Source organism: Thermodesulfobacteriota bacterium (genome assembly GCA_035559815.1).
Taxonomy (GTDB): domain Bacteria; phylum Desulfobacterota_D; class UBA1144; order Nemesobacterales; family CSP1-2; genus DATMAT01.
Map to the genome: position 1 here is coordinate 99,202 of DATMAT010000019.1, position 23,897 is coordinate 123,098.

Genomic DNA, 23,897 nt, shown 5'->3' on the forward strand with positions numbered 1-23,897 from the left:
AATTCAGCACCGAACTTTCATAAGAAATGCGGGGGGCTTTTACAAAAAAGTAGTTGAAAGGAGATGACATGCAAAAAATTACCCCATGCTTGTGGTTCGATAGTAATGCCGAGGAGGCGGTGAATTTCTATACCTCTATTTTTAAAAACTCCAAGATCGGGAATATAACGCGATATGGAGAGGCAGGATACGAAATCCACGGAAAACCGGCGGGAACGGTATTGACCATAGAATTTGAGCTCGATGGGCAGGCGTTCACGGCACTCAACGGCGGCCCGATATTCAAGTTCAATGAGGCCATATCATTCCAAGTCAATTGCGAGTCTCAGGAAGAGGTAGATTATTATTGGGAGAAACTTTCGGAAGACGGTGATGAGAAGGCCCAACAATGCGGCTGGCTTAAGGACAAATATGGCTTGTCATGGCAGGTCGTTCCCACCGTGTTAGTCGAGATGTTGTTAGATAAAGACCCGAAGAAATCGGAAAGAGTCATGAATGCATTGTTTCAAATGAAGAAGCTTGACATTGCAAAATTGAAACAAGCATACGAAGAGGGATAGACAAGACATGCCTTCACCCAGAAAACAATACAAAAGCGTAGATGAATATATCGGGTCTTTTCCTAAAAGCGTCCGGGATGTTTTAGAAAAGCTAAGACGAACGATTCAAAAAGCAGCACCGGAAGCCGAAGAAGTGATTAGTTATCAGATTCCTACGTACAAATTGAACGGCAGCTTGGTGCACTTCGCAGCATTCAAAAATCATATAGGTTTTTATCCCACTTCATCGGTTATTAAAGTATTCAAAAATGAATTGTCTCGCTACGAAACGGCCAAAGGATCTGTCAAATTTCCTATGGATAAACCGATTCCGTTTGACTTGGTGAGAAAGATTGTTGAGTATCGGGTGAAGGAAAATTCGGAAAAATGAAAGGGGAAATTTCCCGATGCAGATAACCAAAGGGCGAATACGCTATGTAATTGCGACGTTGGCAGTGGTGGTGATCACGGTTCTGCTAAAATTTAGTCTACAATATAGAGATGCCTGCTCAGGAAGCGTCTCCAAAAAACTAGTAGGGAGGAAATTATGAGCAAAGTAAGAGTTTTGGTGGGTACACGGAAGGGCGCATTCATCCTGACCTCGGACGGCAAGCGTAAAAAGTGGGATGTCGACGGCCCCCATTTTGCCGGCTGGGAGATTTACCACATGAAAGGCTCGCCCGTGGACCCGAACCGGATTTACGCATCACAGACCAGCGGTTGGTTCGGGCAGATTATTCAACGCTCCGATGACGGCGGCAAAACATGGCACCAGCCCGGCACGCCCGCTGGCGAGCCGACTACGACGCCCGAGGGATTTCCTATAGGCGAAAGCAACAAATTCGTATACGACACATCTCCCGAAAACGGCAAACCCCTCACCACGCACCAGTGGTACGACGGCACGCAGCATCCGTGGGAATTTAAGCGTGTCTGGCATCTGGAACCATCGTTGACCGACCCAGACACCGTTTACGCCGGGGTAGAAGATGCCGCTCTATTCCGCACGACAGACGGTGGACAAACTTGGCAAGAACTTCCCGGACTCCGTGGCCACGGCTCAGGACCGGAATGGGCGCCTGGAGCAGGAGGGATGTGCCTGCATACGATAATCATCGACCCAAGCAATCACAATCGGATGTTCGTTGCCATTTCCGCTGCGGGTACGTTTCGGACAGATGATGGCGGCGAAACATGGAAGCCCATCAACCGCGGATTGCATTCGCTATACATCCCCAACCCTACTGCCGAGGTCGGCCACTGCGTTCACCGCATCGCTATGCATCCATCGCGGCCTGGTGTGCTGTTCATGCAGAAACACTGGGACGTTATGCGCAGCGACGACGCCGGCGAGTCGTGGCGTGAAGTGAGCGGCAACTTGCCGACCGACTTCGGCTTCCCGATCGATGTGCACGCTCACGAGCCGGACACCATCTACGTCGTCCCTATAAAAAGCGACTCGGAGCATTTTCCGCCCGATGGGAAGCTCCGGGTCTACCGCAGCCGGGCGGGAGGTAACGAGTGGGAAGCGCTCAAGAAAGGCCTGCCGCAACGAAACTGTTACGTCAACGTCTTGCGTGATGCTATGGCCGTCGATTCACTCGATTCGTGCGGTGTGTATTTCGGTACCACCGGCGGGCAGGTGTATTGCTCGGCCGATGCCGGGGACAGTTGGGCTCCCATTGTCCGGGACTTGCCGGCCGTGTTATCCGTGGAGGTACAGACACTAGCATGATCCGAGTCATACTCCCGTATCACCTGCGGAGGCTGGCCAACGTCGGCGCCGAGGTCACGATCGAGGTCGAGGGTACGGTCACGCTGCGCTCGGTCCTCGATGCGCTCGAGGCCCGCTATCCGATGCTTCGCGGGACCGTCCGCGACCACGTCACTAAGCAGCGCCGGCCGTTCCTGCGGTTCTTCGCCTGCGAAGAGGATTGGTCCCATGAGCCACCGGACACCCCACTACCAGAGACAGTTGCATCCGGGGCAGAGCCCTTTTACATCATAGGGGCCATTGCCGGCGGCTGACCCAACTAAATAACACGAATGAAAATATCGTAATAAATAAAACAAATTGAATTGGCCAGGCCCCTAATGAATCCAAACTAAACAAAAGGAGTAAATAAAATGGCAACAAAAATTTTTGTGAATTTATCTGTCAAAAATCTCGATCGGTCTGTCGAATTCTTTACCAAGCTGGGCTTCAAATTCAATCCTCAATTTACCGACGAGAACGCCACTTGTATGATTGTGAGCGAGGATATATTCGTAATGTTACTAGTCGAGAAATTTTTCAAAACTTTCACCAAAAAGGAAATCTCGGATGCTACAAAAAGCACCGAGGTAATTCTGGCATTAACTGCTAATAGCAGAGAAGAAGTAGATGAGATGATTAACAAGGTGATTAAAGCCGGCGGAATAGAGCCTAGTGAACCGCAGGACCACGGATGGATGTACGGACGTAGTTTTCAAGATGTGGATGGACATCTATGGGAAGTTTTTTATATGGACTCAAGTGCAGTCAATCAAGGTTGAATTGCTCGAATTTAGAGCGCATAGCTCAATTAAAATGTGTTATGACAAGGGAGGATCAGAATGATAATAGCAAATATTAAGCGCTTGTCTCAGCCCTTTCCTCAGCCGAGATTTGCGTCGGCAGCCCTTCTTTTCCTGCGCCTGGTCGCCGGAATTGCGTTTGTTTTTCACGGGTCGGGAAAGATACAGAATCCGTTTGACTGGGTACCGCCCCAGGCTCCTATTTCCATTCCCTCATTTTTCCAGTTCTTGGCAGCTATCTCCGAGTTCGGCGGGGGGATTGGCTGGATACTCGGGCTATTGACTCCGCTTGCTTCGCTGGGAATCGGCTGTACCATGGCGGTGGCTGTCTATTTTCATTCTATAGTAATGGGGGACCCGTTCGTGAATATGACCGGCGGATCATCATACGAGCCGGCCCTGGTCTTTTTGGGTATTTCCATTCTGTTCCTGGCATTGGGGCCGGGAAGGTTCTCATTAGACCAAAAGATATTTGGTGAGCGCAAGTGATTGTGGGAACGTTTTACTTTCTGCCAGCCTGACAAGAAGAATTGAAAGAAATGATCGACCATGATTTACGGACAAACAAAAGGAGAATTAACATGAAATACGTGGATGGATATGTATTACCAGTTCCGAAGAAAAACATACAAGCTTATCGCCGCATAGCACAGAAGGCGGGCAATATTTGGCGGGAGCACGGCGCCCTGGAATACAGGGAGTGTGTCGGCGATGACCTCAACGTGAAGGGATTGGTGCCCTTCCCGCGCAGGATCAAGCTCAAGCCTGGCGAGACGGTGGTATTTTCGTGGATAGTATTCAAGTCGCGCGCTCATCGCGATCGCGTCAACGCAAAGGTGATGAAAGACCCGCGACTCGCAGACACTATGGACCCAAAATCAATGCCCTTTGATGTCAAGCGCATGCTCTACGGCGGTTTTAAGATACTGGTCGATGCCTGAAAGAAGTATTTCCGTGCACGGACCAATGCGCGTTTCAGCGACTGGATGAATTTCCCTTCACGAAGTTTAAAACAGTTTTAGAGGTGGTCTATGGAAACTATCTATCTTCTCGACAAAGGAATGCACGGCGTTCTCGATGTATTTGGCCCGACTGTCGAGTTCCTGACTCCGCCGTCGGAGGCAGATGCGGTTTATTGTGTGATGAAGGGCACCGTTCCGCCAGGCGTCTCGGTGCCGATTCACAGCCATCCCGATGATGAGAGCTTCTTCATCCTTTCTGGAACAACTCAGATACTGACTCAACAAGGAGACGGCTTCGAATTCGGGGCAAATCAGCTCTGGATAGACCGTGTTCCCGGCCTCAGCCAAGCTGAAATATGGCTTGAGTTGATCACGAATGACGTTTCAGCGGCTTCAGAACATCTCAAATCGGCTGGCGTGGTACGTTGTGATGAAATCGAGCCGTTGCCAGAAGGGCTACATGCGTTCTGAGTATCTAGCCCGGCATCAATCATTCATCTTGTTTGTAATGATGCCGAGTCATGGTAAGCATGAGTGTATCTAACATTTACAAGGCTGACCACGCCCGACAATGCCATATAAGGGGCACATTTCCCGCTGAACTTCAAATGCGTCCCTGGTGACAAACGATTGCCCTTAAGATGCGGATGAAGTAATCAAGCTGTAAACCCACAAACGATACACATAGGAGGTTCGTCAATGAGGAAGACATACAGTGGAAGCTGCCACTGCGGCTCCGTCCGCTTCGAATGTGAAATAGATTTGGCCCAGGGTACGAGCAAGTGCAACTGCTCGATATGCTCAAAGACTAGGTTCTGGAAAGCCATCGTGAAAGCCGATGCGTTCCGGCTGCTGCAAGGAGAAGATTTTCTGTCGGATTACCAGTTCGGCAGTAAAATCATACACCACCTCTTCTGCCGCCGCTGCGGTGTCAAGACGTTTGGGAAGGGTCATCTCGACATACTGGGCGGCGATTTTTATGCAGTAAATGTCGCCTGCCTCGACGATGCCACGGACGAGGATCTGGCTGAAGCCCCGGTCCGGTACGAAGATGGTAGGAACAATAACTGGGAATCGCCACCTGCCGAGACTCGGCATCTTTGAGACTTGCGGTGGACGACACCCGTCGGGAATTTTCTGTTGTGCTTAGAGAGAAGTGACCATATTATCCAGTAGTCTTATCTAACTTCTCCGCATGAAACGACTAGTATGAAATTACACACCCCTAAATCCCCTCCTTCGGCGAGGCTCAGGACAGCTCTCAAGAGGGGACTTGGCAAAAAATCCCCTCTTGAGAGGGGTGACTCGGAGAGTCGGGGTGTGTTAATCTTGATCTCACTTACTCTTTTTGTATTCCGATTATTGGTTAAATTAAGAAGTGATTATGAAGTATAACTAGAGGCCAGTCGTGGCAATTTGGGTCGGCATGTCAGGATATAACTATCCAGAGTGGCGAGGGAGTTTCTACCCCGAGAAATTCCCGACTACCAAAATGCTTTCCTACTATGCCGAGCACTTCTCCACAGTAGAGGTCAATTACACCTTTTACCGTATGCCGAACGCTAAGGTGATATCCGGCTGGAATGCCGGAACCCCAGCCGGGTTTGCATTTGCGCTCAAGACACCTAGACGAATCACGCACGACGCTCGCCTTAAGGATGTGGATGAACCGCTCCGCAACTTCCTCGACACGGCGCGCACCCTCGGCCCCAAGCTCGGTCCGGTCCTTTTCCAGCTCCCGTCGTTTTTCAGAAAAGACCTCGACCGGTTAGGAGGCATCCTGGCCCTCTTGCCGACCGGCGTGCGCTCTGCCTTCGAGTTTCGCCACGAGTCGTGGTTCGACGGCGACGTCTACGCGCTACTGAGGACCGGTAACTCGGCCCTCTGCATCGCTGACACCGAGAAGGGAACCACTCCCATTGTACTAACCGCCGACTTCGGCTACTTGAGGCTGCGCGATGAGGGCTACACTAGCGAAGACCTCAAGAAATGGGCAAAAGCTGTGAATGGATTCGGTGGAGGATGGCAGGACACCTTCATCTACTTCAAGCATGAGGAGTCCGGCATTGGCCCGGTTCTCGCCCGGGAGTTCCGCGCATTACTAACCGCCTAGCCAAGGCCTTCTGGAAAAATAGGGTCGAGTGTTGAAAGCGGCCCAAGGTATCCGATTGTCCCAAGACTTTAACTCCGTATAATATATAGGAATGTTTAGTAACAGCCCAGAAAAGTTTAACGAAAGTGTCCTGAAATCTCCCCTTCATTCGTCGTATTAATGAAATCAAAAAATCCAAAGTCAGGAGGGCGATAATGAGTACACAAACAAGACCGGAATACATGCTGTTATTCCGAGGCACCGATTGGCACAAGGGCCTATCGCCGGAGGAGATCCAGCAGGTGATCACCCAGATGTATGCCTGGTTCGACAGGTTGACCGAGCAGGGCATACTCAAGGCGGGGCAGCCACTCGAGAACGAGGGCAAGATTGTCTCGCAGAAAAAGGGCAGCAGCGTGGCGGACGGCCCGTTTGCCGAGTCCAAAGAGGCTATAGCCGGCTACTTTTTGCTTTACGTAGATAGCCTGGAAGAAGCAGTGGAGATCGCCAAGAATTACCCGGCACTGAACTACGGTGCCACCGTGGAAGTAAGGCCGGTTGCACCTGAGTGTTCGATGAAGCAGGTACTCGGGCAAAAGGTTGCGGAAGAGGAACTGGCACAGGCCAGTGCGTAACGTCTCAAATTTGAGGTGAGCAAGCAGATGTCTGGCTCCGAACCCACCGGTGGAGCGCAGCCACAGGGTGATATTACCCGTGTGGTGGAGCACCTTTTCCGTCATGAGGCGGGGAAGATGGTTTCTACCCTGACCAGGTTTTTTGGTGTCGAGCACCTTAAACTAGCTGAAGACGTAGTTCAGGAAGCGCTGGTCAAGGCGCTTCAGACCTGGCCTTATTACGGTATTCCCCGGAATCCGGCAGCATGGATCACCCAGGTGTCGAAAAATCTGGCGCTCGACGTCATCCGGCGGGAAAAGGTTTTCCGCAACAAAGAGACTGCTATTGTCCGTTTCATGGAGCAGGGCTTGGCGTCCTCCACAGCCGAGGATTCTGCGCTTTTCGGGGAGCAAATCAGCGACGACAGTTTGTGGATGATGTTCATGTGCTGCCATCCTATGCTCCCCCAAGAGGCCCAGGTAGCGCTGGCGCTGAAGACACTTTGCGGGTTCAGCGTCGAGGAAATTGCCAGGGCGTTCCTCACCTCTGAAGCGGCAATCGCCAAGAGGCTCACACGGGCCAAACAAAAAATCCGCGAGGCGAAAATTCCCTTCGAGTTACCAGCGGGAGAAGAGCTTACTGAGCGTATGGACGGAGTGCTTCAAACGCTCTACCTCCTTTTCAACGAAGGATACAAGGCTTCGGGCGGTAACAACCTGATAAGGAAGGAACTCTGTCAGGAAGCAATCCGGCTTGGTGAGTTATTGACATCGCATCCTGCGGGCAATCGGCCCCGTTCTCATGCACTACTGGCGCTAATGCTGCTTAATGGGGCGCGGTTACCGGCACGGGTGGACACGGACGGAAACATACTTCGCCTGAAAGAGCAGGACCGGTCCTGCTGGGACCAGGCCATGATTGCACGCGGGCTCTATCACCTGATGCAATCGACAGAGGGCGATGAAGTGAGCGAGTATCACCTTCAAGCGGGCATCGCCGCCTGCCACTGTGCAGCGAAGGATTACGAATCAACGGATTGGCCGCGAATCCTTTCCCTTTATGATCTCTTGATTGATATGGATGATTCTCCCGTGGTTGCGCTAAATCGTGCCGTGGCGGTTGCCAACGTTCACGGCCCAAGAGCGGGTATCGAGGCGGTGGAGGCGATCAAAAACAGGGAGCAGTTGAAATCATACTACTTGCTTTACACAGTCCTTGGCGAGTTCGAGGCGCTTCTCAACAACCCGAAGGCGGCTATCGGCTATTTCCGGAAATCCCTGGAATTGGCCACCATTAAATCCGAAAAGAGGTTCCTTTCAAAAAGACTCCGGTCAATCGAGGCAACAACAATAAGGTCCGAGCTTTGATTATTAATCTGAGTATGTGTTCAGTGGTTAACCCTGTCACCTAAAGAACATAATCTTCGGGTTTCTTGTAGGGAATGACATGGGAGATGGCTCGGAAATGCTCGTCATAAGCTACAATTGCATCGCAGCCGGAATTAAAGGCGACAATTGCATGAGGAACGTCGCTAGGATCTCTTAGCCCGACAAATTTCTCCCCAAGATTCTTCCTTTCTGTTCGGGAAACGAACGGAAGAATGTGCACTGGAGTAGAGAGAACTTTCAGGAGCGCGTTCTTTCCAAAAGCATAACCTGTCTCCAAGTCAGGTGCATTCTCCAGCGCAAATATATAAAGTTCATGAAGGGCATAGAAGGAAGTTGCAGCCGTGATTTCACCGGAGATGATCTTAGTGAATAACTTGTCTGTTATTTTAAATCGTTCGATTTCAATGGATTGGGTTAGGGTATAGACGAGCAGAACGGACGTATCTAAATAGAGCAATTAACTATCTCTTAGATCCAGCTTTTTTTCTGGCGGGTTTTCTGTGAATTACTTTGATTTCTTCCTCACCGGCCAGGATACGCCTTAGGCTTTGTTTTCGAGCCCGATGAAGGAGTTTATCAATGGATTTGCCTTGAAGGTACTTGCCAAATTCCTTAAGCTCCATAAACATCAAACCTACATAGAAATTTTTACGATGTCAAAATTAGAAAAAAACAAGTAGGAGCGGGCAGGGTTTAATGGCAGTGTGTGTGAATTGTTAGAAACAACTAAGACAGTCCATTTGCTTTACACAGTCCTCGGCGAGTTCGAGGCACTTCTTAACAACCCGAAGGCGGCCATCGGCTATTTTCGGAAATCCTTGGAATTGGCCACCATTAAATCCGAAAAGAGGTTCCTTTCTAAGAGACTCCAGTCCTTAGAGGTAACAATAGGGTCCGAGCTTTAACTTGGGAATTACCTTTGGCTTGTAGGATTGCCACTATATTGTCATTGCGAACGCAGTGAAGCAATCTCTTCATTTTTGAGTTGTGGAATTTGAGTATGCGTATGCCATTCGGATACTTCCGTTCCAGCGCAAAAGGTAGGTAGACAGAACCGTATCCCCTAGCCAAGTCTTTCTCATGCAACCGTTTCACTCGCTGTAAGTGTTCCTTAAGTGGAATTGCAAGGCTATTAGGAAGCATAGTCACCAGGTCTTCCATACCCTTACCGTCCCGAACAATGATCTGATGTTGGGCAAAATCAATGTCTTTAACCCGCAGCCTCACACATTCCATTAATCTCAAGCCACTGCCGTAAAGCAACTTCGCCATGAGTTGAGGTATGCCTGATAAGCACCCAATAACATTACCCACCTCTTCCTTTGTCAAGACCGTAGGCAGTAGTTTTGGTCTTTTGGCGCGGACTGAATCAATCGGGAAGTCCAAATCTTTGTTAAGCACATCGCGATATAAGAGCAATAAGGCGCTAAAAGCCTGGTTTTGAGTAGACGCTGCGACTTTTCGATTTACGGCGAGATATGTCAGAAAAGCCTCAATCTCTTGAGTGGATGCCGTTTGTTATGGAACAAGATATAACGTCTGATCCAGGCGACATAACTCTTTTCAGTACGAAAAGAATAGTGCTTGCGTCTTATAGTCTCACGTACTTGATCTAGAAGTTTCTTGGGACGTTGTTCCATAATTTTTTCTCTTACCTATTGATTTAGACGAACATCTTGAATTATACTCCTAAAGAAAGAAAAAAGGTGCAAGGGTTTCCGTATAACACCCTATATTGGGGTGATTATGCGGAAATAATTCCGTATAATCATAAGTTGGGCGGCACACATCACACTTAGACAAGGGGTGCGGCTATGGCTCTGCAAGTTTCATCCTATTCAATAAGTATCAGTCCCCCCTGGAACGCTAAAGTCGGTGAACGGGTCTACGTGAGGGTCGATTTCACTGCAACCGTTTTCAACGATGAGCATGAGCAGTCGATTCCCGTACGCCTAACCGGACTCGTTAGTGACAGTCAGGGGGTTGCAAGCGGCTCAAACTACGATGACAAGACAGCGCACTATGGGTCCACGACGCTCTATACCAGCGTGCAAGTACCAGCCATATACACCAGTGCTGGCTGGATAACGATTTACGGCCGGATTCAGGTCTACGATGGGAGTCGATGGATCAACATTCTCGATACTACCGATTCACAACAGTTCAACGTTGTCGAATAGGCTATGCCGCCCAACCAGGCACTGGAGCGGACGGCCCACAGCGCAGGCTTTTTCGTCATTCCAGGATTGGTTGCTGCGGGCCGCCGCTCAGCATGGTCGTTAGCCCGCTTTGGAGAACACAGATGGATCTAAAGGTAAAGGACCGGTTCCTTGGTTGCCTCCTTGGTCTCGCTGTCGGAGACGCTGTCGGCACCAGTGTCGAGTTTCGTCCTCGGGGAAGCTTCAAGCCGTTGACAGATATGATTGGTGGAGGGCCTTTCGATCTCTGTCCAGGTCAATGGACCGATGATACTTCGATGGCACTTTGCCTGGCCACCAGTCTGGTCGAATGCCATGGGTTCGACGCACGTGACCAAATGGAACGTTATTGCAAATGGGCCGACACTGGCTACCTGAGTAGCACGGGGAGATGTTTCGATATAGGGCATACGGTGGCCTCCGCGTTGCGCCGGTTTCGTCAAACAAGGGATCCTTATGCTGGTTCAAACGACCCGCATTCGGCCGGCAACGGAAGCATTATGAGGCTGGCGCCGATCCCAATGTTCTTCTTTCCGGATGTGGGTGCAGCAGAACGGTTTGCGGCGGAGAGCTCCCGAACCACTCATGCGGCGGCCGAGTGCCTTGATGCGTGTCGTTTGCTTGCGCGGATCATTTGTCGCGGGCTCTCTGGCAAGCCCAAGGATGAGGTTGCGCTGGAGGATAGCAAGACGTTTACGGGTTCGGAGAAGATCGTAGCCATTGCCCGGGGCGCATATCGAGAGAAATCAAGAGAGGAGATTCGCGGCTCTGGGTATGTGGTAGACAGCCTGGAGGCGGCGATGTGGTGTTTCGTTCACGCCGACAGTTTTGCAGAGGCGATCCTCATGGCTGCCAACCTGGGTGATGATGCTGACACTACGGCTGCAGTATGTGGGCAAGTCGCTGGGGCATATTATGGCGCTCAACAAATCCCTGCTGCTTGGTTAGAACGGCTGGCCTTACAGTCGGAAATCACGGAGTTAGCTGACCAGCTATACAGCGTAAGCAAGGAAGGAACGGGCTAACATCTCGCTGCAGCCGACTGATCCCTCGCTGCGCTCGGTCGCAGCGGCTGAGCTCGGTGCCGTTAGGCGCAGCACACATTGTTTAGAACTCATAGCATGGAGAACCAGTCTCCTACAAGGAGGACATATGCCTACATCAATCCATGGGCCATTCACGGTCGGAATTGAACATCGCAAGCGGGGGAGGAGAACCGAGGTACGGACAGGCATTCAGGTGCAAGCAGGCGATACCATCACCACGCAGAGTTCTGGCGAGGTGGATTTTGGTGGCGCCTTTTTCGGTTTGGGTGCCCCGATTTTGGATGCGGATGGTGATAGTTGGCCCACACCTTCGGATTATCCCGCCCCGTCTCTGCGCAAGAACTCGCTTATTTGCAAGATTGGCAGGGCTTCTACAACCTTCTTTCAGGGGGGTGTCAAACGATCGTTTACTGCACCTACAAGCGGCGAGCTGATCTTGGATGTAAATGACAAGGATACCGGTGATAATAGCCGCGGGTGGACGGTATTTGTGATCCACGATACGCCATCGCCAGCCCCACCTGGTGGTCCACCACCCTTTATTGCCCGTTCATGGAATTTCCAAACCATCGCTGGCGCCGGTGGCTTTCTAGGTGCCAATGTTGGTCACATTCCTGCGGCAGTCGTTTTCGGAAACGATGTGCATGTGTTCTACGGCGGTGAGAACTGGAAACTGAATCATATCGTGTTGCGCCACAACTGGATCTCGCCCTTCTACACAAAAATCACCGAAGAGGTCTTGGATGGTGATGGTGGGCCAGGCGGGCGCACCACTAATGGAATTGCCTACGTTTTCCAGATCTCGGCAGTCGTTTTTGCAGGAACCCTACATGTCTTTTACTGTGAGCTCGCCCGGAACATTGTTTTGCGACATGCCTTTTCATCAGATGGCGTTAATTGGACGTTTGAAGTGGTCGATGGTCTGGGTGGGCTCTCTGGCAGAATAGATGGTGATTGTGGATTGTTCAACAACCCCATCGTTCACAAGAACAGACTGCATGTATTTTATTATGGTCAAACCGACACCGCGCTTGGACCGGGCGATGATGGAAGGGGCGTTAGGACTAGAGACCTTCGTCATGCGGTATTCGATGGCATGGCGTGGCAGTGTGAAACACTCGACGGTCAGGGTGGACCTAACGGTCGAGTGAATGCCGATGTCGGGTTGTCCATGTGCGCTGGCGTGGATCCCAATGACGTGCTGCACGTTTTCTATTATGACCAGACCAACACGAATTTGCGTCATGCGCGGGGTGATGGACAAACCTGGCAGTTCGAAATTTTTGATGGTTCAGGAGACCCGAATCCAGTTGATCCACCAGAGGGTCTAACCCGCGCGAAAGTAGGTCTGTGGCCTACAACTGCCGTCTTTGACAATGCCCTGCACGTCTTCTATCACGACCTAACCTTCGGTAATGTGCGGCTGGCCAGATTAAAAGACGGAAAGTGGAGTTTTCAAAAACTAGATGGAGGTGGAGGGCCTTCGGGTCGGACTAAAAATATCGTGGGCAATGGAGTGATGGCGACTGCCGTCCTGCCTGATCAGTTAAGCCTGTTCTATTACGATTCGACGGCAAGGAATCTCAGACACGCGTGGCAAAAAAGGGGCTCGAATTGGGTATTTGAGACGCTGGATGGCGAAGGTGGCGGGCAGGGGCGTATTAATGCAGAAGTGGGCGCCGGACAAATTTCTGCGGCTGTCCAGCGCTTTGTAGGACCAACTGGCACTTGGGATGTGGTCCACCTCTTTTACTTTGATTCGAGCAACAAGGACTTGCGCTATGCATTCATGGTTTGACACCAAGAGAATGGTCAACGACCGTGTGAAAAATCTTGACGGAGCAGGCCGCGCCTAACAACAGGTTGCAGCCGACGCCACTCCGCGGCTTCGCGGCGCAGGTAAAGCGCAAGCCGTTATACGGTCCCAAGCGGGCATACGAGCACATGTCAGGAGAAAGCCATGACCCAGGAACACGAGGACACGCGAGCTGCGTGGGACAAGATCGCAGTAGGGTATGACAAGACGAATACCAAGACGCAGCAGTGGCTCGGCAACGAGAGCCTGCGTCGCGACGCTCAGCGCCCCGATCAACATCGGATGGGGGGCGAAGTGACCAGTCGAAATTGCTCGGACCGGTTGCCACCCGTCGTTGGAATCTCCGTCAGGCCTTGTGACGGGTGTTGGAGCCCGTATAACTCGTGGCGGTTATTACCGCACTGTTAGCCGCCTAAACCTTGTCGAGAAGGAGGATCTGCATGCACTCAACAAGCACCGGTGAGGTGATCCCGTTCGCCTGTGACATGTCCACTCTGACACCTGTTGAACGCCAGCGGCACATCGCGACGATCAAGGCTGTCTTCGGAGCTGTACAGGAGATCCGTGAACTGGATGATGGCTATGCCTTTCGGCTGGCGAGCGAAGAGGGGGTTCTGATGCAGGTAGCTGCTTTTGTGGCAAAAGAGCGGCTGTGCTGTCCGTTCTTCCGTTTCCATATTGAAGTAGAAGCACATGGAGGGCCGCTGTGGTTGAGCCTGAGGGGGCGAGAGGGCGTCAAGCCCTTCATCAAAGCAGAAATCGGGCAGGCACTGCCGGCGCAGCATGCGCAGTTTCGTTAACCCAACCGAGCGTATCATAGATGATCCAACCAGAAGAAGCGGCATATAACGAGTTGTTCCAACCAATCCAAAGCAGAAGAAGGATCCGTTCAACTGCTAAGCGAGAAGGGAGTTGTAGTTGCAGGAGGCACCGGAAATGTGAGTGCCTTCATCGTACGGGTGTTGCTCGGGGCAAAAGGGGACGCAAGCCTTTTTGTTGAAAAATGCTTTCCACAGGTAGTTTCGCCATTAGGACTAAGTAAGGAAACCTATTTTGTGTTCGTCCTTCGACCTAGCTCAGGACGAACGGATGCGGGGCTCATTACTCAGACCAAGGAATGAACAGCGCATTGCAAAATCAGTCCTTTTCCAGTTACCTTTCTTGACCTGAAATTAGGTCTTTTGTATTCTGAGTGCTGATTAGATTGACAAATGATTTGCAGTATGACATCCGACATTGGATGTTATACTGCATTTTTGCATAGTCAGGGCTCACGACGAAATCATCCTACAGGAGAAGGTGAAATGGCGATAAGGGGCAGTTGTCTGTGTGGAGCGGTAAGCTATGAGATCACAGGCTCATTAAGAGCGATTGGTCATTGCCATTGTTCGATGTGCAGGAAGTCTCACGGAGCGGCATTTGCGACGTGGGCACTCCTCAACAACCCGGACCAGTTCCGATGGGCATCAGGCGTGGAATTTGTCCAGGAATACGAATCCTCACCTGGAACAAAGAGATGCTTTTGTAAGAATTGCGGTTCCCGGCTTGTTGTCACCAATTCAGGGAAGGTTGGGGAGGTGGCGTTGGGAACAGCCGATGATGATCCGGGTATGCGACCACGCGAACACATTTTCGTGGGGTCCAAAGCACCCTGGTATGAGATAACGGATTCGCTCCCACAATTTGAGGAATGGCCCACGGAGACAGAATCCTGATGGCTATGCTCTTCCGGTGTGTTAGGCTTTGATTTAAAGGGCAGGAATCATCACTTTGTTTTTGTTACGGAGGCAACGTTATGCTAGAGACTGAATATTTTCTTTATTCATGTAGGAATAACCAAATCAAAGTGACAAAAAATATGATTTGTGCCGCTTTTTGTCCATCCTGAGTTGTTTACTTCCCACTATCTACTTAAGTTTTAACTTTATCATTCTTTATTTAATACTTTAAATATATTCTTTTGTTTACTGTAATCATTGTATTTATCTACCGCTGAAATTATACAAACGTCAATTACATTCGTTGGGTATTTGATTTGCACGAAAATCCTCCGATTAACACACGAGCTTTTTTAAGAACGGAGGACACATGAAGTCTTTCATTACCTGCCTGTATACAATAACCTTGTTTACTTTCATTCTCATAGCCGGGTCGACCATTGCCCAGGGCGCGCCAACCATCGCCGGTTGCCCCATCTTCCCGGCGGATAATGTGTGGAACACGCCTATCGATCATCTGCCGGTCGATACCAATTCATCGGCCTACATTTCCTTTATAGGAGCAAACACGGGCCTCCATCCGGATTTCGGCACCGTCTGGGAAGGTGCGCCTATCGGCATTCCTTACAACATCGTCCCGGGAACCCAGCCCAAAGTGGACATTACCTTCGATTACTCCGACGAGAGCGACCCCGGCCCTTACCCGATTCCTCCTGATGCGGAGATTGAAGGAGGAGACGAATCTTCTGGCGACCGACACGTTCTCGTGTTGGATGAGGACAATTGCATCTTATACGAGACCTTTTATGCCTGGCCTCAATCTGACGGTAGTTGGTGGGCCGGTTCGGGCGCGGTATATGACCTTCGTTCCAACGTCCTTAGGCCGAGTGGATGGACCTCGGCTGATGCAGCGGGTTTGCCTATTCTGCCCGGACTCGTTCGGTATGATGAGGTAGCTTCGGGTGAGATCACTCATGCGTTAAGATTTACCGTCCAGCATACCCGTAAGGCGTTCGTATGGCCTGCCCGTCATTATGCCTCCAGCCTGACTTCGACAAATTACCCGCCGATGGGGCAACGTTTTCGGCTGAAGGCCGGCTTTGATATTTCCGGTTTCTCTCCCGAGGTGCAGGTTATCCTCCGAGCCCTTAAAAAATACGGGATGATCCTGGCCGATAACGGTAGTAATTGGTATATCTCCGGAGTGCCCGATTCTCGGTGGGATGACGATACGTTGGTAAATGAGCTAAGGCTGGTCAAAGGTTCAGATTTTGAGGCTGTGGACGTGAGTTCCCTGATGGTGGACCCGGATTCCGGCCAGATTGACTCCGCCCCTGCGGAATCCGATACTCAGCCGCCTTCTACTCCCGCCAACCTTGTAGGAACTGCTCTCTCATCCTCCGAGGTTAGCCTCTCCTGGAATCCCTCGTCTGATAACTTGGGCGTGGCCGGATACCGTGTCTATCGGAACGGCATTGAAATCGGCACTAAGGCAAACACTTCCTACAAAGATACCGGCCTCTCTCCGGCAACGGCATACCAGTATTCCGTGTCTGCCTATGATGCCGCAGGAAATGAATCAACCGTTTCAAGCACCGTCTCGGTGATGACCCAACCCCTGCCCAGCACGAAATTCGCTATCGGTAATCGGGTGCGCGTAACCAGGAAGGCTAACGTGTACGCAAGCCCTTCGATTTCCGCACCTGTGCTGGGAACTAAACTAAAGGGGGCTTGGGGTACAGTGATTGGCGGGTCGTGGTATGCTGATGGCCGCTGGTGGTGGCAGGTCGATTTCGATAAGGGAGTTGATGGATGGGTGGTTCAGGGGAAGTTGAGGATTCCTTGATGCTAGATTTTTTCTTTTTGTAAATCTTGAATGTTTGGTTGCATTCTCGTATGCGGCATCTGGTTATCTTTAAATACAGGCAGGTAACTCCTGAGAACGTCTTCGTCTTTAGTTACGTACCTAAGAACTGACTTCCTATTTTTCAATTGCGGCTTCGCTGTTAGGAAGACAAGAGGTTTCTTCTCCTTGCCACTGGGTTTCTGCTATCATTGTGAGGAGCCCTTCGGCAGGCTCAGGGTAGACTCCGCGACGAAGCAATCTAAAGCAGGAAAAAATAAGAGATTGCTTCGCTCCGCTCGCAATGACATGTTAGAGTGCTTACGTATGTATTGATACTCTGCGGCTTGCAGGGTAGTTCATTTAACGGTTTGACCCAAAAATAATTTGCAGTTTGACATCCATTCTTAGATATTATGCTGCATATTCACAACCTATTCAGATGCAGTAGAAAATAAGAACTCATTGCAAGGAGGTGTGCTGTGAGCACCGTGGATTGGTATATCGAGGGCATCGAGTTTGGAAGTTGCAACTGCATATATGCCTGCCCCTGCCAGTTTGAAGCTTTGCCCACTCACGGTCGTTGCCGGGGATTCGAGGTGGTCCACATAGAAAAAGGATACTTCGGCGATGTCGTGCTCGATGGACTCAATGTAGCTATGCTATATGCATGGCCCGGGCCTCTCTTCGAGGGCAGGGGCGAGATACAGGTGATCGTCGACGAACGTGCTGACACGCGCCAGCGATAGGCATTGTCTAAAATCCTTCATGGATTGGAAACCGAACGGCATCGAGTTCGAGTTAGCCGAGATAGGGAGCGCCACGACGACATGCAAGGGCACGATCCAGCTCGACCTCGAAGACACATACGGCCAGTTCAACCGCCTTCGTCATTCGGGCAAAGGCGTGGTGCATGGTTAGGCCTTACAAGTGGAAGACTTATCTGTTTTAATTCCTCTCTGTAACCCTGTCCAGCGACGTCGAAGGGCCTGTTTAGCCCAAGCCTGTCCTGAGCTACGCCGAAGGGTCAAAGGGCAGAAGATGTGTTCCTTATCTTATAGTACTACTTGCTATATGACCAGTTTATGAAGCTTTTCTTTTAGTTTGGAATTGCATGAGATGATTGTGCGTCTCTTCATCTTACACATGTTACACACCCCTAAATCCCCTCCTTCGGCAAGGCTCAGGACAGGTCTCGAGAGGGGACTTAATTAAAGAATCCCCTCTAAAGAGGGGTGGCTCGAAGAGCCGGGGTGTGTTAGTGTAGAAGCGATGTCACAGAGGTGTAGAAAAATATTTCAACAAATATTGTGCTTGGATAGCGAACATAAAATAGGTGAACTCGATTTTGAAAAGACCTTTTTATCTATCTTAAGCCCTTGTTTTAACCGTGTGAATCGTTGGTTTCTAATTATTTTGGACAGCGGTTATGTCTAAAGACGCGCTCCGCTCATGACCTGCGGAGTTTCCTTCTGAGAAGGAGAAGCGCAGGGATCATCAAATACACCAGGGCCGATGCCGTGTGCGAGCCTGTCGAAGCGATAGAGCATCCGCCTCCGCTGCCGGTGCTTTCGGCGTCCAGATGGTCGGGTATGCCGTCCCCGTCCGAGTCTCTTATTACCAGAGGATAGCCGGTTTCCGGATGGAATATGTCCAGTAACCCGTCGCCGTTTTTGTCCTCGATGCTGTCGGGTAGTCCATCGCCATCCTCGTCAATTCCGCCGTGCTCCACAAAATCCGAGACGCCGTCGTTGTCGGAATCTATATCAAGGAAATCGGGGATTCCGTCTCCGTCGGTATCAGTACAGGATAGCTCGCTTCCGCCCTGGTCCGGGTCGTGCAGGTCGTGATGTCCGTCCCCATCTAAATCCACATGGTTATCGGAACGTCCGTCCCTGTCTTCGTCGTTCGTACCTCCACACTCGGCGTGGTCGGGTATACCGTCGTTATCGGAGTCGAGGTCTAGCCAGTTTAGGATTCCATCTCCGTCTCCGTCCTCGGGGGTACCTACCAGTTCGCGTGCACTCCGTGCTTCTACGGATAGGGCTGTTGAACTGAAGTTGGATTCTTCAGTGTTTGTCGCGCCGTCGTTATCAGAGTCCGTGTCCTGGCTGTTTTGCACGCTGTCGCCGTCCGAATCGTTAGGGCAGAAGTTGACGGTGTAGTTGACTGCCTGACCGGCAGTTGCTGTCTGGCAATTGAAAAGCTTTATGGCGTCATCATAGGGAAAGGCATAGGCCGTGGGGCTTGCGTTGTTGAATATAGCCTGCGTCGGCAGTGCGTTTGCCTGCCACGTCTGGTTGTTGCCGCCTATGCAGGCGCCGTTACTGGTCGAGGAGAATCCCGGTGCCCAGGTGGGACACCCGCAACAGTCGTTGCCCGCGTTGGCAGTGAAGCACGAGGCGGCGTTCACGCCGGTGCATCCCCATAGCTGGCCGTATGTGGTGTTGTCGACCGAAACGTCGCATTCTGCCCCGAGTATGGCATTTGTGGCCGAATCCTCGCAGAAGCCCGAGCTTCCGCAGTTAAACGTGTAAGGCGGGCCGCATTGCCCGTCCGAGGTGCATGACTGCCTGCAGAATTTCTGGGGCGCAAAGCAGCCCACGTATTTTGATCCTTGGTTCTGATTGTTGGTTAACTGGAGGGTCGAGGGGCAAGCTGACTCCGAGACGGCAAGGTCGGTTCCGACCCATGCCGAATTCGGGAGTAAAGACTCGGTAATGCCCGATGGCGCACATCCATTCGTGTCGGTGCAGCCGGGGCTCCCGCAGAAAAAGGGGTTCACGCAGAGCTTCTGAGCAGGGTCGCATTTCCATTTGTAGCCGAACCCGAAGAGCGGATAGCAGTCTGAATCCTGGGTGCAGGTTGACGAATTCTTGCCCGGAAGATTGCCGGTGAAAATGCAGTTTCCGTTGGTGGCGCAGTCGTAGTCGGAGGGGTCGGGGATTATTTCGACCGGTATGTTGCCGCCGTCCACCATGCTGATGTCGTAGTTATCCAACCCGCCCGCGGCCAGTGTGAACTCGGCTAGTGTTGCCGGGGGAAGGCCGGTCTCTCCACAGTTGAGCACGAAGTTACCGCTTCCGTCCTGGCAGCCGCCGGTATCGCAGCAGTTGGCGATAACGTAATTGTTACCGTTCACAGTGATGTTCTGCGGGTCGCAGACGCCGGACGAGTTGAAACTGCAGCCTGTCCGCCCCCAGAACCTGCCTGACCAGTTGTTGGGCACGGTGACCGTGGCCGTGGCGTTCGCGTCGAGCTCCCAACCGCTGAGTGTACTGATGGTGCCGGGGTTACTGCCGCCGGTTATCGTGCCCGAGCTAACGCCCGGGAACGCACCTACCCAGATAGTCTCGGAGCAATAGTTGTTGATAGTGATCTGCGCAGTCTGAGCAAATGCCTTTTGGCCGCCTGCGTACATGATTAAGGCAATGAAAGAAGCCAGGATTACTGCCGAGACTAGCCTGGCGATTTCGGTTAAACGCATGTGAAGACCTCCTTTAAAGCGATATGCTGCCGCAGTAAGTATCCTTTAATTAAAGTTTTGTATGTAAGGAAAAAACGTATGAAAAATTCTGGAATTTACCACACGAATACCCCTGCGACGGGCTGACTAATAATAATGCTGATTTGGGTTGGCAGGAAGTGGAGAGGAGAAAATAGGATGTATAACTTTTCTTTGAAGAGCGCCTTCCGCCATTAGCTTGCCACATAGGAAGATAAAGAATTTCTTTCTTGAATAACTAGATGAAACAACGACAGGTATTGAGGATGTGATAGAATTAAAGTACAATTCGGACTACGGGGAAAAGGTGGGAAGGAGGATGGGATGAGATGTTCCAGCCGAACTGGCAACGCAACAGGCCCATAGAGTTTGTTGCACATTCTCGTTTTAAGTTGCACTGTATGCTGTGTGGGCATAGAGAAGATTTAATTCAATTCCAGTTGGAAGCTTTTGTTTGCTACCCGGTATGTTTCAATTTTCTATCTCAGATACCATTTACAACTAAGCGACTCGACTATTTTCCTATTAGGGATTTTTACTGGAATGGGAAGGAAATCATGTCCGCAATCAGTTTAGCGGCTTGAGCCAGATTTTCTTCCCATTGGCCGCGAGATAAAGCTCAAGGTCTGGCTTAGACCGGGAATTCGGACTGAAGAAAGAAAAAAGTATGCATTCCATTTCTTTAAGGATGCTTTCCAAGAGTGGCTCTGCCATTGGGAGGTAGTTTAATATGTTGCTGGAACAGTGGACGGCTACGCCACATGGGAGGAGACCGGTCTTCGTCCCTGTCCCCGGTGCCGACGCTACGACAGGCGAGGGTGATGGAGCCATTTTGTCTGTTGTGTTGAATGCCGGTAAGGGTAACTCATTCTTTCTCATACCCGATGCACATTCATTTACCGAGCTGGCGTGTGCAGAAGTGCCTCATCACATTCCTTTTGGTTTCCATGGCCAATACCTTACGGATTGAGGATGATGATAGTATGGAAGGCCGGTTCAGAATTTATCTAGTGTGCTATGCCTCAACCGGTCGTTCTTGTCTGACACCTACCCTGTTACCGGTTTGTGTTTTGCTGTGAAATTTTTTAAGGCTCTCTACTCTCCTTGACCCTAAATCGGGCTTTTTGTATTCTGAGTGTCAAACGACGATCTGAAGCGTAAAATTCCTTTCCTGGACATTACGCTTTATTTTTACGGCTGATTGTGCCGAGCTCGTAAGATAATGTAAGGTAATTCTAGTGGCAGGGGTCAAAAAATTTGACTTTACACCTATCCTTGGCTGGTCTTCATCACGATATGACCTATTCTCGATTTGCAAGAGAAGGTACTTCTACCAGTACTACACAAAGTACGATCAGGAAGTTCCGACCAGGAGGATCAATCAATTCAGGGAACTAGTGTCGATTCCTCTGGAAATAGGAGGGGTAGTACACAAGGTAATCGAAGTCCTTCTCACCAGGCTGAAGAGGACTTCAAGGGAAATAGACGAGAAAAAGTTTTTTGATTTCGCCAGGAGAACGGCTGAGAATCACATTCGGACTAAAAAATTCGAAGAGGTGGCATATGGGGATATGGATCGGGTGGAAGTGGATGTTCTATATCCAAAGGTCAGGGAAAGCCTGGAAAATCTGCTGGCCAGCGACCGATTTGACTGGCTGGTCAATGAAGCGGTTAGTAACTGCGACCAGTGGATCATCGACCCGCCCGGGTATGGAGAAACCAGAATCGGGGACTTGAAAGTTTACTGCAAGGTTGATTTTCTATTTCCGATTGGAGATGAATATCACATCATAGACTGGAAAACCGGGAAGTCCGACGCTGACAAGCATCGTAAGCAGCTCATCGGGTATTCCACCTGGGCATCATATCATTTCGAGACCGACCCGACAAACGTCAAACCCACAATCGTATACCTTCATCCCGAGTATCAGGAAGTCCAAGAGACATTCAATGTCTTCGACCTGGAAAACTTTGCTATTCAGGTTCGGGCTGAGACTGAAGAGATGTATGAATACTGCAGGGATATCGAGCAGAACATACCGCTGGATAAATCAGAATTCCCAATGGTGGACGACCAAAGGATTTGTGCTCATTGCAATTTCCGGGGCGTTTGCTATCCAGACCGGTATCCTGCCAATCTCTGAGCCCAACAAGTAGAGGCCATTTTAACTGTGGTTTTCGTTCCTTTTATTGACCTCAAATCAGGATTGTTCTATTCTGTGTATAGCGACTTGATCAAGTGAAGACTTCCGGTTTCATAACCATGCGCCCGAGCTGCTGGGAGTAGGAGATAGGGTTTTGCTGCCCAGTCGAGCACGTAGCCACGGTTAGTACCGGCTACTGTGAGGTATCAAACTGTGAAAGGCCCTGAACAAAAAACTGTCGGCCATTTTCGTTCCCACCGGTCTGGTCATGTTAGCGAACAGATTCTTGAAGTTATCAGTCAGCTTTCCTACGCAAGCACACTGCCGGAAGTGACGGAGGTCGTGCGCCGAGCCGTTCGGCAGCTCACTGGAGCAGACGGAGCCACGTTCATCCTGCGCGAGGGGAATTTAGTACATTACGTCGACGAAGATGCAATTGGTCCACTGTGGAAGGGGAACCGATTCGACATTCAGGCATGCATTTCTGGCTGGTCCATCCTTAACCGAAAGGCAGCGGCGATTGAGGACATCTATTCTGACCCTCGAATACCGGTCGAGGCCTATCGTAGTACATTCGTCAAGAGCTTGATAATGGTGCCGATCCGCTCCGAAGACCCCATCGGGGCTATCGGCGCATATTGGGCCAAGCGGAGGAAACCCAGCCGGCGGCAGATAGAAATCCTGCAGTCCCTAGCGGACGCGGCGGCGCTGGCCTTTGCCAACGCCCGACACCTCCAGGGATACGATGGAACTGACGTGCAGGGATTTTCTAAAAGCATGTCTGGGGGGTCCGGGTCGCAGCGATCGGATAAAAGCCTCCTCGCTAACGAATCCTTCGATCGGCTGATTCTAATCGGAGCCTCGGCAGGCGGGGTGAGTACTCTCATGAACCTGCTAGCCCAGCTTCCCTCGGATTTGGCGGCGCCTATTTTCCTGGTGATTCACACCAGTCAAGATGGGGCTTCCGACCTTCAAGTTGTATTGAACCGGGTTAGCGCATTGCCGGTGAGCTGTGCTCAAGAGGGGGAGCCAATCCGGCCGGGCCGCGTATATTTGCCGCCAGCCGACCATCACCTCCTGGTCGACCGAGGTTTTGTTCGTGTTTTTAAGGGACCTGAGGAAAATTTCACACGGCCGGCCATAGACCCGCTCTTCCGCACAGCGGCCATACACTACCGGCATCGAGTGGTCGGGATAATCCTCAGTGGCAATCTCTACGACGGGACGGCGGGCCTGCTCTGTGTGAAAATGCACGGTGGCACCACCATCGTCCAGAACCCGGAGGAAACGGTCTTCCCGTATATGTGTCGCACGGCCATGAAATACGTCAATATCGATTATATATTCACGCTGTCTGAGATCGCCCGCTATCTCTCCCGCCTTGCGTCGTCTCAAATCGTGCGAAGAAGCTAATCATGTTCTCGTCGAGGAGACGCCATTTGGAATTCTAAATATTATGTATCAAACACCTTTTG

Annotated in this window: 23 protein-coding genes and 4 pseudogenes; 23 read left to right on the forward strand and 4 right to left on the reverse strand. The window is 50.9% G+C overall.

Annotation, left to right across the window (positions count from 1 at the left end; translation table 11 throughout):
- The first annotated feature begins 68 nt into the window (after nt 1–68).
- The 12 genes from VNN20_04425 (at nt 69) to VNN20_04480 (ending at nt 8,131) form a co-directional block, all read left to right on the forward strand.
- Nucleotides 69–560, forward strand: coding sequence for a VOC family protein (locus VNN20_04425; GenBank protein HWP91428.1), 492 nt, complete (start codon nt 69–71; stop codon nt 558–560).
- Between the two features lie 7 nt (nt 561–567).
- Entirely contained in the window at nt 568–930 is a 363-nt protein-coding gene (locus VNN20_04430) for a DUF1801 domain-containing protein (GenBank protein ID HWP91429.1), read from the forward strand.
- 156 nt (nt 931–1,086) lie between these two features.
- Nucleotides 1,087–2,274 (forward strand): exo-alpha-sialidase, encoded by a 1,188-nt coding sequence (locus VNN20_04435; protein ID HWP91430.1) that lies wholly within the window; start codon nt 1,087–1,089, stop codon nt 2,272–2,274.
- Nucleotides 2,271–2,567, forward strand: a complete 297-nt coding sequence (locus tag VNN20_04440; GenBank protein ID HWP91431.1) for a MoaD/ThiS family protein — start codon at nt 2,271–2,273, stop codon at nt 2,565–2,567. Before VNN20_04435 ends, VNN20_04440 begins: the two co-directional genes overlap by 4 nt.
- Before the next feature lie 99 nt (nt 2,568–2,666).
- Nucleotides 2,667–3,074: a VOC family protein gene (locus tag VNN20_04445; GenBank protein ID HWP91432.1), complete on the forward strand. Its 408-nt coding sequence runs from the start codon at nt 2,667–2,669 to the stop codon at nt 3,072–3,074.
- Nucleotides 3,075–3,134: 60 nt separating this feature from the next.
- Nucleotides 3,135–3,584, forward strand: coding sequence for a DoxX family protein (locus VNN20_04450; protein ID HWP91433.1), 450 nt, complete (start codon nt 3,135–3,137; stop codon nt 3,582–3,584).
- Between the two features lie 92 nt (nt 3,585–3,676).
- Nucleotides 3,677–4,036, forward strand: coding sequence for a DUF1428 domain-containing protein (locus tag VNN20_04455; GenBank protein HWP91434.1), 360 nt, complete (start codon nt 3,677–3,679; stop codon nt 4,034–4,036).
- Between the two features lie 90 nt (nt 4,037–4,126).
- A complete protein-coding gene (locus VNN20_04460) occupies nt 4,127–4,528 on the forward strand; it encodes a hypothetical protein (GenBank protein HWP91435.1) in 402 nt (133 codons plus the stop codon).
- A gap of 228 nt (nt 4,529–4,756) precedes the next feature.
- A complete protein-coding gene (locus tag VNN20_04465; protein ID HWP91436.1) occupies nt 4,757–5,161 on the forward strand; it encodes a GFA family protein in 405 nt (134 codons plus the stop codon).
- 322 nt (nt 5,162–5,483) lie between these two features.
- On the forward strand, nt 5,484–6,170 hold the full coding sequence (locus VNN20_04470) for a DUF72 domain-containing protein (GenBank protein HWP91437.1): 687 nt from the start codon (nt 5,484–5,486) through the stop codon (nt 6,168–6,170).
- Between the two features lie 194 nt (nt 6,171–6,364).
- Nucleotides 6,365–6,784, forward strand: coding sequence for a YciI family protein (locus VNN20_04475; GenBank protein ID HWP91438.1), 420 nt, complete (start codon nt 6,365–6,367; stop codon nt 6,782–6,784).
- A 27-nt stretch (nt 6,785–6,811) separates the two neighbouring features.
- Nucleotides 6,812–8,131, forward strand: a complete 1,320-nt coding sequence (locus tag VNN20_04480; GenBank protein HWP91439.1) for a sigma-70 family RNA polymerase sigma factor — start codon at nt 6,812–6,814, stop codon at nt 8,129–8,131.
- A 40-nt stretch (nt 8,132–8,171) separates the two neighbouring features.
- Here the strand turns inward: VNN20_04480 and VNN20_04485 are convergent, their stop codons facing one another.
- From VNN20_04485 to VNN20_04495, 3 genes and pseudogenes are all read right to left on the reverse strand, one after another.
- A complete protein-coding gene (locus tag VNN20_04485) occupies nt 8,172–8,609 on the reverse strand; it encodes a PIN domain-containing protein (protein ID HWP91440.1) in 438 nt (145 codons plus the stop codon).
- Between the two features lie 4 nt (nt 8,610–8,613).
- Nucleotides 8,614–8,775, reverse strand: a complete 162-nt coding sequence (locus tag VNN20_04490; GenBank protein HWP91441.1) for a hypothetical protein — start codon at nt 8,773–8,775, stop codon at nt 8,614–8,616.
- A 388-nt stretch (nt 8,776–9,163) separates the two neighbouring features.
- Nucleotides 9,164–9,792, reverse strand: a pseudogene (locus tag VNN20_04495) (integron integrase).
- Nucleotides 9,793–10,454: 662 nt separating this feature from the next.
- Here VNN20_04495 and VNN20_04500 point away from each other — a divergent pair.
- The 8 genes and pseudogenes from VNN20_04500 (at nt 10,455) to VNN20_04535 (ending at nt 17,694) form a co-directional block, all read left to right on the forward strand.
- The gene (locus tag VNN20_04500) at nt 10,455–11,375 is read left to right on the forward strand and encodes an ADP-ribosylglycohydrolase family protein (protein HWP91442.1); all 921 of its coding nucleotides are present in this window, start codon (nt 10,455–10,457) and stop codon (nt 11,373–11,375) included.
- A 127-nt stretch (nt 11,376–11,502) separates the two neighbouring features.
- Nucleotides 11,503–13,194 carry a hypothetical protein gene (locus VNN20_04505; GenBank protein HWP91443.1) on the forward strand — a complete coding sequence of 564 codons (1,692 nt, stop codon included), beginning with the start codon at nt 11,503–11,505 and terminating at the stop codon, nt 13,192–13,194.
- 458 nt (nt 13,195–13,652) lie between these two features.
- Nucleotides 13,653–14,012 carry a hypothetical protein gene (locus tag VNN20_04510; protein ID HWP91444.1) on the forward strand — a complete coding sequence of 120 codons (360 nt, stop codon included), beginning with the start codon at nt 13,653–13,655 and terminating at the stop codon, nt 14,010–14,012.
- A gap of 138 nt (nt 14,013–14,150) precedes the next feature.
- Nucleotides 14,151–14,333 (forward strand): hypothetical protein, encoded by a 183-nt coding sequence (locus VNN20_04515; protein ID HWP91445.1) that lies wholly within the window; start codon nt 14,151–14,153, stop codon nt 14,331–14,333.
- Between the two features lie 183 nt (nt 14,334–14,516).
- Nucleotides 14,517–14,927, forward strand: a complete 411-nt coding sequence (locus VNN20_04520; protein HWP91446.1) for a GFA family protein — start codon at nt 14,517–14,519, stop codon at nt 14,925–14,927.
- 373 nt (nt 14,928–15,300) lie between these two features.
- Nucleotides 15,301–16,251, forward strand: a pseudogene (locus tag VNN20_04525) (hypothetical protein).
- Entirely contained in the window at nt 16,228–16,776 is a 549-nt protein-coding gene (locus VNN20_04530) for a fibronectin type III domain-containing protein (GenBank protein HWP91447.1), read from the forward strand. Before VNN20_04525 ends, VNN20_04530 begins: the two are co-directional and overlap by 24 nt.
- A 479-nt stretch (nt 16,777–17,255) precedes the next feature.
- Nucleotides 17,256–17,694 (forward strand): annotated as a pseudogene (locus tag VNN20_04535) (DUF1326 domain-containing protein).
- Nucleotides 17,695–18,223: 529 nt separating this feature from the next.
- Here VNN20_04535 and VNN20_04540 read toward each other — a convergent pair.
- Nucleotides 18,224–20,260, reverse strand: coding sequence for a thaumatin family protein (locus VNN20_04540; GenBank protein HWP91448.1), 2,037 nt, complete (start codon nt 20,258–20,260; stop codon nt 18,224–18,226).
- 790 nt (nt 20,261–21,050) lie between these two features.
- On the opposite strand from VNN20_04540, the pseudogene VNN20_04545 reads away from it, so the two are divergent.
- From VNN20_04545 to VNN20_04555, 3 genes and pseudogenes are all read left to right on the forward strand, one after another.
- A pseudogene (locus VNN20_04545) lies at nt 21,051–21,248 on the forward strand (carotenoid oxygenase family protein).
- Nucleotides 21,249–21,516: 268 nt separating this feature from the next.
- Entirely contained in the window at nt 21,517–22,422 is a 906-nt protein-coding gene (locus VNN20_04550) for a PD-(D/E)XK nuclease family protein (protein ID HWP91449.1), read from the forward strand.
- 213 nt (nt 22,423–22,635) lie between these two features.
- Nucleotides 22,636–23,835 carry a chemotaxis protein CheB gene (locus tag VNN20_04555; protein HWP91450.1) on the forward strand — a complete coding sequence of 400 codons (1,200 nt, stop codon included), beginning with the start codon at nt 22,636–22,638 and terminating at the stop codon, nt 23,833–23,835.
- Nucleotides 23,836–23,897: the final 62 nt, after the last annotated feature.